18 protein-coding genes are annotated in these 15916 nt (G+C 49.5%); 1 reads left to right on the plus strand and 17 read right to left on the minus strand.

Translation table 11 applies throughout. The features are described 5' to 3' along the window. Positions 1-10: 10 nt before the first annotated feature. The 5 genes from qcrB to ACQKPA_RS09775 all read right to left on the minus strand — a co-directional run bounded on the left by qcrB (position 11) and on the right by ACQKPA_RS09775 (position 3391). A complete protein-coding gene (qcrB, locus tag ACQKPA_RS09755) occupies positions 11-682 on the minus strand; it encodes a menaquinol-cytochrome c reductase cytochrome b subunit (RefSeq protein WP_006209500.1) in 672 nt (223 codons plus the stop codon). A gap of 15 nt (positions 683-697) precedes the next feature. After that, complete coding sequence (locus ACQKPA_RS09760) at positions 698-1243, minus strand: ubiquinol-cytochrome c reductase iron-sulfur subunit (protein WP_015734548.1); 546 nt, start codon at positions 1241-1243, stop codon at positions 698-700. A gap of 181 nt (positions 1244-1424) precedes the next feature. Beyond that, positions 1425-1850 (minus strand): DUF2487 family protein, encoded by a 426-nt coding sequence (locus ACQKPA_RS09765; RefSeq protein ID WP_427491632.1) that lies wholly within the window; start codon positions 1848-1850, stop codon positions 1425-1427. A 104-nt stretch (positions 1851-1954) separates the two neighbouring features. After that, complete coding sequence (locus ACQKPA_RS09770) at positions 1955-2134, minus strand: IDEAL domain-containing protein (protein WP_006209497.1); 180 nt, start codon at positions 2132-2134, stop codon at positions 1955-1957. Positions 2135-2239: 105 nt separating this feature from the next. Beyond that, positions 2240-3391, minus strand: coding sequence for a hypothetical protein (locus tag ACQKPA_RS09775; RefSeq protein ID WP_427491634.1), 1152 nt, complete (start codon positions 3389-3391; stop codon positions 2240-2242). Positions 3392-3753: 362 nt separating this feature from the next. Between ACQKPA_RS09775 and ACQKPA_RS09780 the strand changes: the two genes are divergently transcribed. Further along, positions 3754-4512: a methyltransferase domain-containing protein gene (locus tag ACQKPA_RS09780; protein ID WP_427491735.1), complete on the plus strand. Its 759-nt coding sequence runs from the start codon at positions 3754-3756 to the stop codon at positions 4510-4512. Positions 4513-4582: 70 nt separating this feature from the next. Here the strand turns inward: ACQKPA_RS09780 and ACQKPA_RS09785 are convergent, their stop codons facing one another. The 12 genes from ACQKPA_RS09785 to aroH form a co-directional block, all read right to left on the minus strand. Then, complete coding sequence (locus ACQKPA_RS09785) at positions 4583-5170, minus strand: histidine phosphatase family protein (RefSeq protein WP_427491636.1); 588 nt, start codon at positions 5168-5170, stop codon at positions 4583-4585. A gap of 28 nt (positions 5171-5198) precedes the next feature. Then, entirely contained in the window at positions 5199-5801 is a 603-nt protein-coding gene (locus ACQKPA_RS09790; RefSeq protein WP_427491638.1) for an anti-sigma factor family protein, read from the minus strand. Continuing rightward, complete coding sequence (locus ACQKPA_RS09795) at positions 5798-6391, minus strand: RNA polymerase sigma factor (RefSeq protein ID WP_015734542.1); 594 nt, start codon at positions 6389-6391, stop codon at positions 5798-5800. The genes ACQKPA_RS09790 and ACQKPA_RS09795 overlap by 4 nt, the downstream gene beginning before the upstream one ends. Before the next feature lie 411 nt (positions 6392-6802). Next, positions 6803-7891, minus strand: coding sequence for a prephenate dehydrogenase (locus ACQKPA_RS09800; RefSeq protein WP_427491737.1), 1089 nt, complete (start codon positions 7889-7891; stop codon positions 6803-6805). A 55-nt stretch (positions 7892-7946) separates the two neighbouring features. Beyond that, positions 7947-9044 carry a histidinol-phosphate transaminase gene (gene hisC, locus ACQKPA_RS09805; RefSeq protein WP_427491640.1) on the minus strand — a complete coding sequence of 366 codons (1098 nt, stop codon included), beginning with the start codon at positions 9042-9044 and terminating at the stop codon, positions 7947-7949. A 41-nt stretch (positions 9045-9085) separates the two neighbouring features. After that, positions 9086-9892 (minus strand): tryptophan synthase subunit alpha, encoded by an 807-nt coding sequence (gene trpA / locus ACQKPA_RS09810; RefSeq protein WP_427491642.1) that lies wholly within the window; start codon positions 9890-9892, stop codon positions 9086-9088. Continuing rightward, entirely contained in the window at positions 9889-11085 is a 1197-nt protein-coding gene (gene trpB / locus ACQKPA_RS09815; protein WP_427491643.1) for a tryptophan synthase subunit beta, read from the minus strand. The genes trpA and trpB overlap by 4 nt, the downstream gene beginning before the upstream one ends. Continuing rightward, on the minus strand, positions 11082-11756 hold the full coding sequence (locus ACQKPA_RS09820; RefSeq protein ID WP_427491645.1) for a phosphoribosylanthranilate isomerase: 675 nt from the start codon (positions 11754-11756) through the stop codon (positions 11082-11084). Before ACQKPA_RS09820 ends, trpB begins: the two co-directional genes overlap by 4 nt. 12 nt (positions 11757-11768) lie before the next feature. Beyond that, positions 11769-12578 carry an indole-3-glycerol phosphate synthase TrpC gene (gene trpC, locus ACQKPA_RS09825; RefSeq protein ID WP_427491647.1) on the minus strand — a complete coding sequence of 270 codons (810 nt, stop codon included), beginning with the start codon at positions 12576-12578 and terminating at the stop codon, positions 11769-11771. After that, the gene (gene trpD / locus ACQKPA_RS09830; protein WP_427491649.1) at positions 12568-13608 is read right to left on the minus strand and encodes an anthranilate phosphoribosyltransferase; all 1041 of its coding nucleotides are present in this window, start codon (positions 13606-13608) and stop codon (positions 12568-12570) included. The genes trpC and trpD overlap by 11 nt, the downstream gene beginning before the upstream one ends. 19 nt (positions 13609-13627) lie before the next feature. After that, on the minus strand, positions 13628-15181 hold the full coding sequence (gene trpE, locus ACQKPA_RS09835) for an anthranilate synthase component I (protein ID WP_427491651.1): 1554 nt from the start codon (positions 15179-15181) through the stop codon (positions 13628-13630). Between the two features lie 357 nt (positions 15182-15538). Then, positions 15539-15913, minus strand: coding sequence for a chorismate mutase (gene aroH, locus ACQKPA_RS09840; protein ID WP_009595253.1), 375 nt, complete (start codon positions 15911-15913; stop codon positions 15539-15541). Between the last annotated feature and the right edge of the window lie 3 nt (positions 15914-15916).

Consider the following 15916-nt stretch of genomic DNA (forward strand, 5'->3'; position numbering starts at 1 on the left):
TCCCTTCTTCTTATAGTGGACCGGAAATACCTTGTCTGCGGATCATGATAAAGTGTCCTACCAATAGAGCAAGAAGGACAGCCGGAAGGAAGAATACGTGAATCGCGAAGAAACGCGTCAACGTTTCGGCGCCAACGATCGTACCGCCTTGCAGCAATTCTTTAATGATAGGTCCAAGCCAAGGTACGGAGTTCGCAATCTCCAATGTAACTTTTGTAGCGAAGTAAGCTTTGTTATCCCATGGCAGCAGGTAACCTGTCAAACCAAGACCGAGCATAACAAAGAAAATGAGCATACCAACAACCCAGTTCATTTCACGCGGCGCTTTGTAAGAGCCGGTGAAGAACACGCGCATCGTATGCAAGAACATCATCACGATTACCAAGCTTGCGCCCCAGTGGTGCATACCGCGGACAATCTGTCCGAAGGCCACCTGCGTTTGCAGGTACTCAACACTGTTGTAAGCGTTTATGATATCCGGAACATAATACATCGTCAGGAACATCCCCGACAGAATCTGGATGACTGTGATAAAAAACGTCAAGCCGCCGAAACAGTACACAAACGCGGAGAAATGATGCGCCGGGTTTACGTGTTCCGGTACCTCGTGATCTGCAACGTCTCTCCAAATCGGCGTGATATCGAGACGTTCATCAATCCAGTTGTAGACATTCTTCAACATCTGAATCTACGCCTCCTATTTAACTACGGTATTTGGCACGATGGCGCCGAGGTAAATCCAGCCGTTCTCGATTTTCGTCTCGTACTGGTCAAGCGGCTTCGGCGCTACTGCCAGGTTCTTACCGTCCGGTGTATAACGCGCACCGTGGCAAGGGCAGTGGTATTCATCAGGGAAATTTTTGTTGTTATTCCATCCAACAAGGCATCCCAAATGCTTACAGATAGGTGAAAGCGCTACAATTTCACCCTGATCGTTCTTACGAATCCACGCCGTCAAAGTAGCTGTACTGTTGTACCAGCCGTCCTGCTGTTTGAGCTCGAAATGGAATTCCTGTGGATCGTTGGTAATTTTGCTCTCTTCCGCGACCTTTACAAAAGACCCTTCTTCTTTATTTTGAAGAATCGGATCAACGGCAAAGCGAAGCATTGGCAAAACTACTCCAGCAGCCATATAAGCTGTGGCACCGCCCAACGTGTATGTAAGAAATTGTCTGCGGGACATCTCTTTCTGTCGGGGTGGATTGTGCGATTCTTCATGCTCGTCATTGTGGTTGCTGCTCATTCTGTGTTCAACCCCCTTTGTCAACCGTTCTTAAGTGTCATCAATGATTAAAATCACACGACTTACTAGGACATACTAATAATATCTTAGGCTCCCAAGACCGTCAAGAATTTGAACCCCAAATTTGGGTTCGCTTCCAATAGCCCTTTCATAAATTGTTGGTTTTTTGTCACATTTAGACTCAGCTTTCCTGCTGCCACATTTCACTGATTTGCCCGGTAACGATGGCTGACAGCGGAATGCCTTCACTGCCTTCCAACCTGCGCCGGGACAGGACCAGCGTGCTTTCAGGCACATCCTCTTTAGAGAGCTCAACATCCGCTGTCATGATAACAACAAATTTAAACCCGCTGGATTTGACATTGTGACAAACTTCATTTAGAAGCTTTATATCTTCAGTATTTCCATATTGTACAGCAGGATATGTAACCAATCTTCCCTTAAACGGAATTTCAGCCAAATCCATAAAATCCCGCAGCCGTTCAAGCGCAGCTGTCGCCTCCCACGGCGTTTCCCTACCCGATAATCCGGTAAACGGAATTAGGCAGGTATCAAAAAAAGGTTTAAGTTCCGGCCAAGTCTGCTCGTCCACTTCACTAAATTTCATGCAAGGTACATCCTTTCTGCTCACTCATCATAATTTTGTTATCATTATACGAGTGCAAGGGCAGGTAAAGCAAAAAAAAAGAAGAAATGCGATATAGCATTTCTTCAATTCAAAGTCCTCAGTTCATCCGTCAGGTTTCGGAAAGCCACTTCGTCGCCGGAAGCCAGCGCTTCGTCAATTTCTTTATACAGCTCTTCACTCCGATGCTTGCGCAATGCTTCGTCCCACACCATTTCGGCCGCCAGACCTAACATAACCTCGTAAGTAACCTTCATCTTATCCATTAGGATGCACCTCCAAACTAAATTTTGCGTATACCTTATATTCTTTCCCTTTAATTGCTTTACTTCCAAAACTTTTTGCGGCTGCTGCGAATGTAACCAAACAACCTAGAGAATCAAATCATTCGAATCGCTGATATGTATGCCGGCTTCCGCGGCCTTCAAGCCAAGCGCTGTCATTTTGTACGAAGTTCCCATACTCTGGCTCTCTCCTATTCTGAGCATCCCCAAATGCATCAGCATGCGGATAATCCGCTGCTCCAAAATACTTTGTGGACTATCATAATAGAAAGGACGGATTAGCCAGCCCAGCGATTCGTAAAGAGAGGCTGCGGTGACCCAATCTCTTGCGCATTGACTGATCCAGTATACAAGAGAATTGATATTGGGAATTGCGCCTTTATAAAGTCTTAACCAAAAGCGGAATATCTGTATCACGCTAACTTGATTTCCTTCTTCCATAAGCGCAGTTCCGCTTTCAGTCAGGATCAACCGGGCGTTGTTTTCCCTGATCCATTTTTTAGCGTAAGCATAATCGTACAGCAGCGCAAAGCGATCGGGATATTCGATGCAGGAGCGGCCATACCCGAACCTCCATGCTCCCTTGGTAATCAGCGGCTCCGATATATGCAGTGTACTCATGAGCTGCTGCTGATTTCGCCTATACATGAATCCTTCCTGATTCAATTCGATATCATGTCTGCCGACATATTTAAGAATCAGCATGAGATCTTCTGCGGCGAGTCCCTGCTCATCCCGGTACACTTCCGGGTCATCGCTTAATCGCTGCAGATTTTGATGAAGCCGTTCACGCAGCACGTCACGAAACCGCTCCTTCAAATCCGAAGGCACTTGAAACAAATACTTGGTGGAATGGGTAAAGCCGTTAAACAACCAGCCGCTTCGGCGATAACGTGCAACCGCCTCACGCGGACTTTCCGTTTTGGCGGCGGCAGCTTTCTTGTTTGAAGAAGCTTGATCCTCTTTCTCCTCCAATTCCGCCGCATGACGGATCGCAGCCGTCAATTCTTCCAGGCTATAGCCTGTACGAGTGTCAAATGCCAGGTTGTTCAGAAAACGCAAATCGCTTGGTGACAAGTTGCTGACCTGCTCCTCGAAAAACTCTCTGCGTCCGAGCTTGGACAGAATACTCTGGATCAGTTCATGCTTTGAATTCCGCTTAGCGTCACAATCATAGTGATTCGCTATATTGCTAAGCTGTCCAATATCGGCATATGTGAGCATATCCGCTAGATTCATCTTCCATCGCCTCGCCGTTTTACAACCATTATGGGAAGGTTTTGGACATTTGATACCTGATACACTTCGGTTTAACGAAATATTTTTTTATTTTTTCTGTATATAGAAATGACTATGCTCTCTTATTAAATGATAGAATACTTACTGATTACTGCTGAGATTTCGCTTATGATGTATTACATCTATATAAATGAAAAAACCGCTTTATATGAAGGTAATGATTGAATCACTACAGGAGGACATGATCGTGAGAACCCCAGAACATGAAATATAACTAGGTGCGAATCGAATCCGCGGACCTCCCTCAAGAGCTTTTGAACAATGAAACAACACTCATAATAAGAGCTTGGAGGTTATGTGAACTGATGAAAGATACAGCGTTTATGACCTTTATTCAAGATATCGATCAACATTTTTCAGGATGGGACTTCTCGCGAATTACAGCAACTGGCCGCATGCAGTCCCATGCACTCCCCTGGTCTTTAGGCAGCATGGTCATTCCGTTCATGCGAGATGCCGGTACGATGCTGGATATGGGGACAGGCGGAGGAGAGTTCCTATCCTCCCTTCATCCACTGCCGAAAAAGGTTTATGCCACTGAAGGGTATAAACCAAACGTACCGATTGCACGACAAAGACTTGAGCCGCTTGGCATAAAGGTCGTCTATTTTGAAGAGGATTCCTCGCTGCCTTTGAAGGATCATTTTTTTGATCTGATCATTAATCAGCACGAGTCCTATTCCGTAGCGGAAATCAAAAGGATTCTTAACGATCAGGGCGTGTTCGTGACCCAGCAAGCCGGGGGAACCGACTGTTATGGAATCAACGAATGGTTTAGTGCTCCGTTAAATGAAGAGTTTGCTCATTGGGATCTGGCAACCGCTGTCCAAGAACTGCAGGATCACCGTTTCAACGTCACCTTCAGCCGGGAAGCCTTTTCACCGCAGCGGTTTTATGACATCGGTGCACTGATCTATTACCTGCAAGCGATTCCCTGGCAGATTCCCGATTTTACGGTGGAACGGTACCTTGAGCCTTTATATCAGATTCATCAGGAAATGCGGACGAAGGGCTATTTCGAGGTGCAGCAGCATCGGTTTATTTTAATAGCGCAAGTGTAAAACTTCATCCTAGATACCAAAAAAGAGCCTTCCCGCGGGAAGGCTCTTACTTCATTAATCAATCTCCATGTTACGACTGTTTTGTCAACAGATGCTTGGTACAGTTAAACAGCAGGGGCGACCAATCATCATCTTTTCTCTCCAGGACGGTGAGCGACAGATTGCCGATCCGCTCGCTCAGAACGCCGCGGCACACCAGCTTGTAGAGCTGCGCTAAAAAACCACCGTGGCTGACAACCAGAATATTGGCGTTTGGGTGTTTATGCCACATATCATCCAAAAAGACAAGCCCCCTGGATTGAAGCTCCAGATCCGTCTCCTGTCCCAAATCGAGCAGGTGCCAATCGGCACCGAACCGGGATTCACGTTCTTCCGCTGTCAAGCCTTCCACTTGACCGTACTTGCGCTCGCGTATACGGTCATCCGGCGGCATTAATGGAATGTCCAGCATGGACGAGATGATCTTAGCTGTTTCTTCAGCACGGGAGAGTCCGCTGCTAACGGCAAAGTCCCACCGGTAAGGCTCCTGCAGTAGTCGATCCCCAAGCAAACGAGCTTGACGACGACCTTCCTCATTCAGTGGAATGTCCGTTTGACCTTGGATTTTGCCTAACGCATTCCAATCCGTTAATCCATGACGAACCAAGCCGATTTGCATGCCGCATCTCCTCCATCCTAACCTTTTTTTATCTTCTGACTCGATTTAATTTCTTCAGGAAAAACATGGCGAATCCAATGCCCAATAGGGATAGTATCATCCAATATTCTGGCTGGGTCGGGCTCATATCAACCACAAAAGGATCAATAATGCCGCTGTTGGTTTTCGGAATCTTGTAATCGTCCTGAGAGTTCAGGGTTTGGGCCGTGTCAGCCACCCCCGTAGGGATGATCCCTGTCGTTACCGCTTCCGGAACTGGCTCCGGCTGATTGCCGGTTGCTGCAAAATAAACGAAGCTGCACACAAACAGAGCCAAAAAGCCGGCAATCATGAGTGTCAGCCGCTTGCGGAACACTCGGCTTACCGCCCGACTCTTAGACGTTTCCTCCACCAGCCATGGGAAATCACGATAGATGCGGTCCATCACGTTGCGGTTGATCTGTTCAGCGTCCATGTCGGGGATCTCATGTTCCAGAACATGAACCATGTTCTGGCTTTCCACCCACATTTCGTACTCCGCTGCACATGAGCTGCAGGTTTGAACATGTGCCATCAGCCGTTGTCGCCGCAGATCATTGTCCGGCAAATCCCAGACAGTTTCCATCAGCTCTTGGGCTTCATCGCAAGTCATCTATTCTTCATCCCTCTCAGATCCTCAAAAACCGGCTCATAAAAATAAGGTTCGAGCTGAATTTTGACACTGCCGCGAGCTCTGAATAACAATGACTTCACCGAACTGACGCTTTGACCTAAAATATCTGCGATTTCCTGATAATCCAGTTGATCATATTCCCGAAGAATCAGCGCCGATCTCTGTTTCTCCGGCAAATTATTAATTGCTTCCCTTACCATATGTACTCGTTCACTGCGTAGGATTGCCTGCTCCGGAGCAACCTCCAGCGGAGCCACAGGCACGACCCCGCTCTCCTCCAGCGGCAATGTGCCGCTCCGATGCTTGCGCAGTTCGCTGAGCACGGTGTTGCGGGCAATGGTATAGAGCCAGGTCGAGAAGGATGCATCCACTTCCCGGAATGAGTGCAAACTCCGGAATGCCTTATAAAATGTTTCCGAACATAAATCTTCAGCCATAAGCTCCATGTGCGAACTTTTTAACATATGATAGACAAATGCTAATATTTTTCTCTGATAACGCCGCATTAGTTCGGAATAAAGTTCGGTATTGCCTTGCTTAATTTCTTGGATTAGTTGGGAATCCGTCATATGATTTTTCGTTCCTCCTTCACCATCCGGTGCCTCTTCCCTGTCCTTTACATCTCCCTGGGATGTAATGATCAAGGATTTGTGCAAAAGTACCGTCAAACCATATATAGTTACGCCTCAAGATGTCTGACTATTCTATGTATTTGGCAATTTCCCCAAATCTTCTACACTAGCACTCTAGCATTATAGCACATATTGGAGAAATGTTCAGGTTAATGGCAGTAGGTTTGCCACGGATAGGAAAAAAGACAAAAAAAATCCGCCTTCAACATTGAAGGCGGTTGCACACAGTGCAATATTTTGGATAGGAGTGGAGAGAAACCATACTGTACTTTTATTATATGTATACGTTTTCATTTTGTCAACACTGAAAACGCATTTATTTCCGGTTGTTTAAAAACAACCGGAAAATTACTGGTACACCGAGTGTCCTTGCGACAGCAGAAGCTCTTTCGCCCGCTCCTGTTCGATTTCATTGCGGAAGGAAAGCCTCATCACGCCAGGCACATCTTCCCGACTCTCGATAATCTGCATGTTGCTGAGGTTGATGCTGTTCGTCCCTAAATCCGTCGCTATGCGGCCAATGATACCCGGATGGTCAGGCACGTCCAGATACAAATCATATTGGGGAACGATCATTCCCTTCCGTCGCTCTGGCAGCACGCTGCGGAATTCCCCCGCTCTGCGGAAAGCCTCCTCAATAGCAGCCCCGTCTCTCGACTCCAGCATGTCCATAAACCGCTGGATTCCTTCGTTCCAGTCTCGTAACAGCGGCAGCATGACATTGCGATTATTTAATAGAATATCCCGCCAAACGACCGGGTCGCTGGACGCGATACGGGTAATATCCCGGAAGCCCCCTGCAGCCAGCGTACGGTACAACGGATTATCGTTGTTGTAGGAGCTGATCTGGTTCACCAAAGCCACTGCGATCACATGAGGCAGATGACTGATAGCTCCAACAATCTCATCGTGCAGCCTTGGCTCCACCTTTACAATGTGAGCACGCGTATACGACAGAAGCTCTACAAGGACGTCCAGCTTCTCCTGAGGGACATCATCCGGCGGAGTAAGCACATAATATGCATTCTCGAATAAGACGGTCGAGGCAGCCCCGACACCGGATCTTTCCGAGCCGGCCATCGGATGTCCTCCGATAAAATAGGCATCCTTAAGCGCAAGTTGGGATGCGCATTCGGCAATACTCGCTTTGGTACTGCCTACATCCGTTATAATGCATCCGGGTTTAAGCCGCAATTCACTCAGACGTTTTATGTACATCTCGAGACTTCCTACCGGAACGCACAAAAATATGACGTCCGCATCCTGGGCAGCTTCTTCGACCGAAAGCGTAACCTTATCGACAACTCCCTTGGCGATTACCTGGTCGGCATATTCCTGTGTGTGGGCATAACCGGTAACGGTTATGCCTGGTTTTCCTTTGAAGTTTAATGCTAACGAACCGCCGATCAAGCCGACGCCGAAAATAGAAATTTGCATGGTCATGTTCTCTCTCTCACTCGTTTCAAGCTGCGATTATTGTTATGTCATTAGATTAAGCTGGAGCATTCACTTCTTGGAGCACTTGTTCCAATGCGCCGATGAAAGCCTTGTTTTGTTCCTCGGAGCCAACGGTTACGCGAATGTAGTTCGGGTAAACCTCAAAACCCGGACGTACGATGATGCCTTTGCTCAGCAGGGATTTGAACACTTCGGTGCCAGGTCTCTTCACATCCACCATAATGAAGTTCCCGTTCGCAGGAAAATAGGATAATCCAAGACGATCAAACTCCCGCTGCACATAAGTGATTCCCTCGGCATTCAATTGACGGCATTTAGCTACGAACTCCTGATCTTTCAAGGCGGCCTTCGCGGCCACTTGGGCCAGGCGTCCTGTATTAAACGGCTCACGCACTCGGTTTATCAAGGAGATAACCTCAGGTTGCCCGATACCGTAGCCGATGCGAAGGGCAGCTAGGCCGTATATTTTGGAGAAGGTGCGCAGGATGACCAGATTCGGATAACGTTCCATTAACTTGATGCTGGCCGGATACGAAGCGTCCGTTACATATTCATAATAAGCTTCATCAAGCACAACCATCACGTGAGCAGGGATTTCATCCAGGAAAGATACCAGCTCGCTCTCGGAAACGATGGTTCCCGTCGGATTATTCGGATTACACACCCAAATGATTTTGGTTTTGTCCGTAACGGTTTTTGCCATGCCCGGCAGATCATGCTTCCCGTTAACCAGAGGCACCTCAATGCTTGTCGCACCTTCAATATCTGCATTCGTTTTATACACCGAGAAGGTCTGATCGGCCATAATGGTTTCGTCTCCCGGCTCCAGGAACGCACGAATAATGAGAGCGATGATTTCATCGGATCCGCATCCGAAAATAATCTGATTGCGTTTAATACCAAGCTGATCAGCAAGCTCCGCCGTTAAATCGGCTGAACTTCCATCCGGATACAGGCTGAGCGTTGCCAGCTCAGCGGCAATTGCTTCGGTTGCGCGCGGCGAGCAGCCATACGGATTCTCGTTGGAGGCCAGCTTAATGACCACATCCAGGCCAAGTTCTTTTTTAACTTCTTCGATGGGCTTCCCGGGTTGATATACAGGAAGATTAACAATTTGCGCTTTCGGTTTCATTCGTCATTCGCCTCACCTTTCATAACTGCTTAAACACAACATTATCCCTTTAATTGTGCCACAAACTCTCTGATTTGCAAAAGTCCCTGCTGTCTCGTCTCTTCCTTCTCAAGGAGGGGAATAGTAGACTCGATCTGACGCACTATGGCACTGCCAACAACGACGCCGTCGCAGATTTTCGAGAATCTGGCAACCTGTTCGCCGGACGAAATGCCAAAACCAATCGCGATAGGCACATTGCTGTACTGCTTCACCGTTTCAAGGAATGACTCCACTCCCGAATAAAAATCGGTGCGCTCGCCTGTTACGCCGAGCGAGGATACGCAATACACAAAACCGGTCGCTTCCGAAGCGATGCTCGCAATCCGTTCATGGGAGGTAGGTGCCACCAGCGGAATCAGGTGAACGCCCGCGGCATGAGCCCGTTTCCGAACCTCTTCGGATTCTTCCACCGGCAGATCCGGAATGATCAGCCCGCTGATATCATGCCTTACCACTTCTTCGAAGAAAACACCCAGTCCGGTCTGCAGAACCGGATTGTAATAGGTGAACAGAATGAACGGCAGCTTGCTCCCCCGTTCTCTTGCCAGGCGCGCGGTCTCCATGCAGGTGCGAATGGTCACCTTGCTCTTCAGGGCGCGCTCGGAAGCACGCTGGATGACCGGGCCATCGGCGAGGGGATCCGAATAAGGAACGCCGAGTTCGATAATATCGGCCCCTGCAATTTCAAGCTCATGAAGGATATCCAGCGTCGACTTTACGTCCGGATCCCCAACGGTCAGATAAGGAATCAGGGCCGTCTTGTTTTGCTGTTTTAACGACGCAAAGGTCTGGTCTATTCGGTTCATTCGGTTATTCCTCCCGTGTAAGCCATGATGGACTCCACGTCCTTATCACCGCGACCGGACAAATTAATGACGACGATATCGTCTTCGGTCCACGCGGACGCCATTTTTACGGCTTGCGCTACGGCATGCGCGGATTCCAGGGCTGGAATAATGCCTTCCGTGCGGCAAAGCAGCTGCAAGGCATCCAATGCCTCTTGGTCAGTTATAGGCACATACTGCACACGCTCAATATCTTTTAAGTAGGAATGCTCAGGCCCAACGCCGGGATAATCAAGGCCGGCAGAAATGGAATGCGCCTCCTGAACCTGTCCATACTCATCCTGAAGCAAATAACTCATCGATCCCTGAAATACGCCCTGGGTCCCCTTGGACATGGTAGCCGCATGAAAATCGGTATCTACTCCTTTGCCGGCCGCTTCGACACCAATCAAACCGACCTCCTTATCTTCCAGGAACGGGTAGAACATGCCGATCGCATTGCTTCCTCCCCCGATTGGTGCAAGAATCACGTTTGGAAGTCTTCCTTCCGTCTCCAGAATCTGTTTGCGGGTCTCGTCACCGATGATCCGCTGGAAGTTCCGCACCATCATCGGATACGGATGCGGACCTACTGCGGAGCCAAGCACATAGAAAGTATCCTCTACGTTGCTGACCCAATAGCGAAGCGCCTCGTTGCCGGCATCTTTTAGCGTTCGGCTTCCCGACGTCACCGGAATCACTTCGGCTCCGAGCATTTTCATGCGGAATACATTCAACTGCTGCCGCTTGGTATCCTCTTCGCCCATGAACACCTTGCATTCGAGACCGAGCAGAGCGGCTACGGTTGCAGTGGCAACACCATGCTGCCCGGCGCCCGTTTCGGCAATGACCTTGCCTTTGCCCATGCGTTTGGCTAACACGCCTTGAGCAATGGCGTTGTTGATTTTGTGTGCGCCTGTATGGTTCAAGTCCTCACGCTTGAGATAAATTTTAGCCTTGCCGAGGTGTTTGCTGAGTCGTTCGGCATAATATAACGGCGTTTCCCGTCCGGAATACTGTTTAAGCAAATAAGCAATCTCCTCTTTGAAGGCAGGATCCTCCGAGAAGCGGTTATACTCTTGTTCAAGCTCTATTAAAGCGTTCATGAGTGTTTCCGGTACGAACCGGCCACCAAACACCCCGAAACGTCCATTACGGTCAGGAAGTTGTGTCATTTCTCCTTCACCCTTTCTACAAATGCCATCACTTTGTTTATGTCCTTCACGCCAGGCTCGCTCTCAACACCGCTGGATACATCCACGCCGTACGGAGCGTATTGACCTATTAGTTGCGATACATTATCCGAATCCAATCCGCCGGCTACAAACAAGGGGATCCCTTGCTGTTTCGCCCACTTCTGGTAAGGCGGGATGAGTTCCCAGGCAAATGTCTTGCCAGAACCTCCGCCATACACCGGATCGTACGTGTCGATCAGCAATCCGTCGATGCCGCCCGCATACGGATCCAGTGCTGACAGACGTTCCGACTCCGGGCGGCCACTCTCGATCGATATCGCCTTAAAAACGGAAACCGGGAAGCGCTTCTTCACTTCCCGGCAAAATTGCGGCGATTCCTGACCATGCAGCTGCACGACGTCGAGCGCTGCTTCTCGTAGAAGCTCTTCCAGCTCATTCAAATCAGGGTTAACCAAGACGCCGACAGCAGCGGGAATCTTGCCATGATCCCATTCCCGCAATACTTGCATCAACTGCGAAGCCTGCTGCGGAGATACCCTCCGCCGGCTCTTGGCAAATACAAATCCGATATAATCCACAGGTAAGTTTATCATAGATTTTAGCACTTCAACGCTTTGAAGTCCACATATTTTTAGCGCCGTACTCATCATCCAATATCCCCTTTATTCTATGTCTGCAGCGATCGGTAAGGGTCCCATCAGATCGTTTACCGCGCGGAACACGTCCTGCTGGCGCATGAAATGCTCCCCGACCAGAACACCATGTGCCCCAACATAATGCAAGTAGGAAATATCGGCGGGGCCTGATATTCCGCTCTCGCTGATCAACGTAACTCCCTGCGGAACTTGTGCTGCGATATCGGCCGTTGTCTGCAGCGAGGTTTCAAAGGTCCGAAGATTGCGGTTGTTAATCCCGATTAGCTGCGCCGTTCCCAGCTCAAGAACCGATTCCAGCTCCTGCCCATCATGAACCTCAATCAAGCAGTCCAAGCCAATAGAGCCGGCGATGTCTATAAACTCCGCGATCCGTCGCGGCTCCAGTATGCTCGCTATCAAGAGAACCGCGTCCGCACCTAACAGCCGCGCTTCGTAAATCTGAGTCTCGTCAATAATAAAATCCTTGCGCAGCAGAGGAATATTGACTGCCGACCTTACCGCCTTCAAATACTCTCCACTACCCTGAAAATAGTCCTTGTCGGTCAGCACGGATAGGCAATCGGCATCGGCTGCCTCATAAGCCTTGGCGATCATAACCGGGTCAAAGTCCGGACGAATCAACCCTTTGGACGGCGAAGCCTTCTTCACCTCCGCGATTAACCCCATGCTGCGTTTACGCCCCGTGGACAACGCCTTCTCAAAACCGAGAGTCGGCGGTAAATCCGCTATTTGCCTCTCCGCTTCCGAGATGCTGAATGTATCTCGCAGCCGAGCAACCTCTCTGCGCTTCGTTTCTACTATTCGATCAAGATACATAACTCATTTCCCCCGTTCTTGAGATCAGCTGCTCCAGCTTGGACTGAGCCAGCCCTGAATCGATGGCTCCCGCTGCGCGCTGCACACCTTCGGCCAAACTATCCGCAAGCCCCGACACATAGATGCAGGCACCGGCATTGGCAAGCACGATATCCCGGTAAGCACTGCGCTCACCACGCAGCACCGATCCGATGATGGCTGCGTTCTCTTTTGCATCGCCGCCCAGAATATCGCTCATCGGATGAACCGACAGTCCCAGATCATGCGGATGAATATCATAAGTTCGGACTTCTCCGCCGCGGAGCTCGGATACTCGCGTAGGCGCAGAGATGCTGATTTCATCCAAACCGTCATGGCTGGTTACCACCATAGCCCGCTTCAAGCCAAGCTCTTTGAGCACCTGCGCGATGGTTTCCGTTTTGTTCATATCGTAAATCCCGAGCATCTGCCGATCTGCGCCTGCCGGGTTTGTCAAAGGCCCCAGCATGTTAAATACGGTTCGAACTCCGAGCTCTTTGCGAGGAGCAGCCGCATATTTCATCGACGGATGATAGATCTGGGCAAACAGGAAACAGATTCCGATGTCATTCAAACAGGCTGTGGCTTGCTCTGCCGTCAAGTGAATATTGACGCCCAGTGCCTCCAGCACATCGGCGCTGCCCGCCCGTCCCGATGCCGAGCGGTTGCCGTGTTTGGCCACTCTGACCGAAACCGAGGAGGAAATAATGGCAGATACGGTAGAAATGTTAAACTTATGAATCCCGGATCCTCCGGTGCCGCATGTATCCAGCAGCTGGTTTCGCTCGGTAACGACGCGCCCGCCCGCACCACGCATCGCCTCGGCGAAGCCGGTGATCTCATCGACTGTCTCCCCCTTCATTCTCAAGGCAGTAAGCAGCGCCCCGATTTGAGAATGGGTTGCCTGGCCTTCCATAATGGACTGCATGACCCCGCGCGCTTCCTCCCGGCTCAGATCTTGACCTTGAATCAACTTCGTAAGGCTGGATTGCATCGTTTCCATGACGTTCATTACGTTCTCCTCCTTCGGTTTAAGGTGTGTATTGGTACAGGTAATCCTGATTAATTAAATCGTTAGCACCCGCGCTGGACGGGAACATCGCTTCCGCGACGCGGATCGCCTTCAGCATCCCTTTAGCTTTGTTGACGGTTTCTTCATATTCCTTCTCCGGTACCGAGTCCCATACGATGCCTGCCCCCGCCTGAACATAAGCTTTGCCCTGACGAAAAATGATCGTACGGATCGTAATGCAGGAATCCATATTACCGCCAAAGCCCAGATAACAGATGGCCCCCGCATACGCGCCTCTGGCCTCCCGCTCCAACTCGGCAATGATTTCCATGGCCCTTAGTTTCGGAGCACCGGATACCGTTCCTGCCGGCAAGCAGGACAGAAAAGCATCAAAGAAATCCTTATCCTCACTCAGCTGACCGGAAACGCTGGATACCATATGCATCACGTGGGAGTATTTTTCAATCTCCATGAACGTGTCGCACTTCACCGTGCCGAACTCTGACACACGGCCCAAGTCATTGCGACCCAGATCCACCAGCATCAAATGCTCGGCGCGTTCCTTCTCGTCCTGCAGCAGATCATCAGCCAGCGCCTGGTCTTCGGCCTCATCACTGCCTCTAGGTCTTGTGCCTGCAATCGGTCTTGTTTCCAATCTTCGTCCATCCACCTTCACCAGGGCTTCCGGGGAGGTTCCTACGATAATGTCGTCGTCCATTTTGAGATAATACATATACGGCGAAGGATTCAGCGTTCTCAGCACCCGGTAGACGTGAAGCGGCGATACTTCGGTCTCAATATGGAAGCGCTGGGACAATACCACCTGAAAAATGTCACCAGCACGAATGTATTCCTTCGCTTGCTCCACATTGGAGAGGTACTTCTCTTTTGTCATATTGGATTTAATGTCGCCCATATCAACATCCGCCGGAATGCCTTTGGAGTTCACGTTCTCCCGCGGTCCCTGTTCTTGCAGCTGCTCGGCTGCGGCTTCCAAGGTACGGCATACATCCCGATAGCTTTGCCGGATAGCTTCGTCCGAATCCCCCGGCTTCACGTGTACGTTGCCAACCAGCATGATCTGCTGCTTCACATGGTCGAAGACAATGACTTGATCGCAAAACATGAACCGGATATCATCCATTCCGAGATCGTCCATCGCATGTGCCGGAAGCTTCTCATAATATTGGAGAAGGTCATATCCGAAAAATCCGATAGCCCCTCCGGTAAAAGGAGGCATCTCCTTCAGCTGCGGGCTGCGGTACGTTCGCAGCAGCGCCTTTAACTCCTCGACAGGCTTTCCTTTCAGCAGGGAACGCTCTCCGTTCCTTTCAATTTCGATCTTTCCTTTTTTACCCGTAATCATTAAGAAGGGGTCTGTTCCGATAAACGAATACCGTGCCCACTGTACTCCGCCCTCAACGCTTTCAAGTAAAAATGCCCGCTTCCGTTCCGCATATCGTTGAAAAATGCGAATCGGGGTTTCCATGTCGGCTAACAGTCTGATCGCTACCGGAATCAGGTTATATTCACCTGCCATAGCCACCACTTGCTCCATTGATGGATTCGCCATGTCAATCCCTCCTTAATTGATGGTATACAACAAAAAAACCTCTACCGAAGTAGAGGTTAACGTTCAGAATAAGTCTATGAAAAAAGAGCGCGGTCAAGGATTTCGAACCCATTCAACGACGAACTACAGCCGCTATTGTTCCAAATGACGGATACAAGAAATAGGACTGTAACCATCCGTGCGAACATGCTGTACTATTCATCATGAAATCAAGTTCACCCTTAATCCCGATTATGTTATTGCCTAAAATGCCTCAGCTCTTCTCAACTCAACTCATCTGTAAAACCTAACTCTACTCAGCTATTCTGATTTCACTATACAGGATGAAGCCGTGTTACTGCAACCCTAAATTTCTCATCAGGCGTTGGAGCCTGATAAATCCGGCCGCAGCCGCTTGGCTTCATTCAAATACACATGCTTGATCTCGCTCTGGCTTTTATCCGTATTGACTTGAACCATAAATCGGATGCAGCGCGGCAGACTGCCTTGAACCGGTATTTCAACCGAACACATCAAAGGGACAAGATCCCAGCCTTCCAGCTGGCGTATCGCTTTGGCCGGAAACGTCGCGTCCAGATCCTGTGTCATCGTAATCCATATATTGCTGATATACTCCGGCTGGAGCTCGTTGCGTCTCACCATCTCTTCAAGCAGCCTCAGCGTTTCCTGTACAATCTCCTGCTCATCGTTGCGGGTGACGGTTGTCGCACCCCGGATTCCCCGATTCATCATGAA

The sequence above is a fragment of the Paenibacillus sp. NPDC093718 genome (genome assembly GCF_050279985.1).
Lineage (GTDB): Bacteria > Bacillota > Bacilli > Paenibacillales > Paenibacillaceae > Paenibacillus_AQ.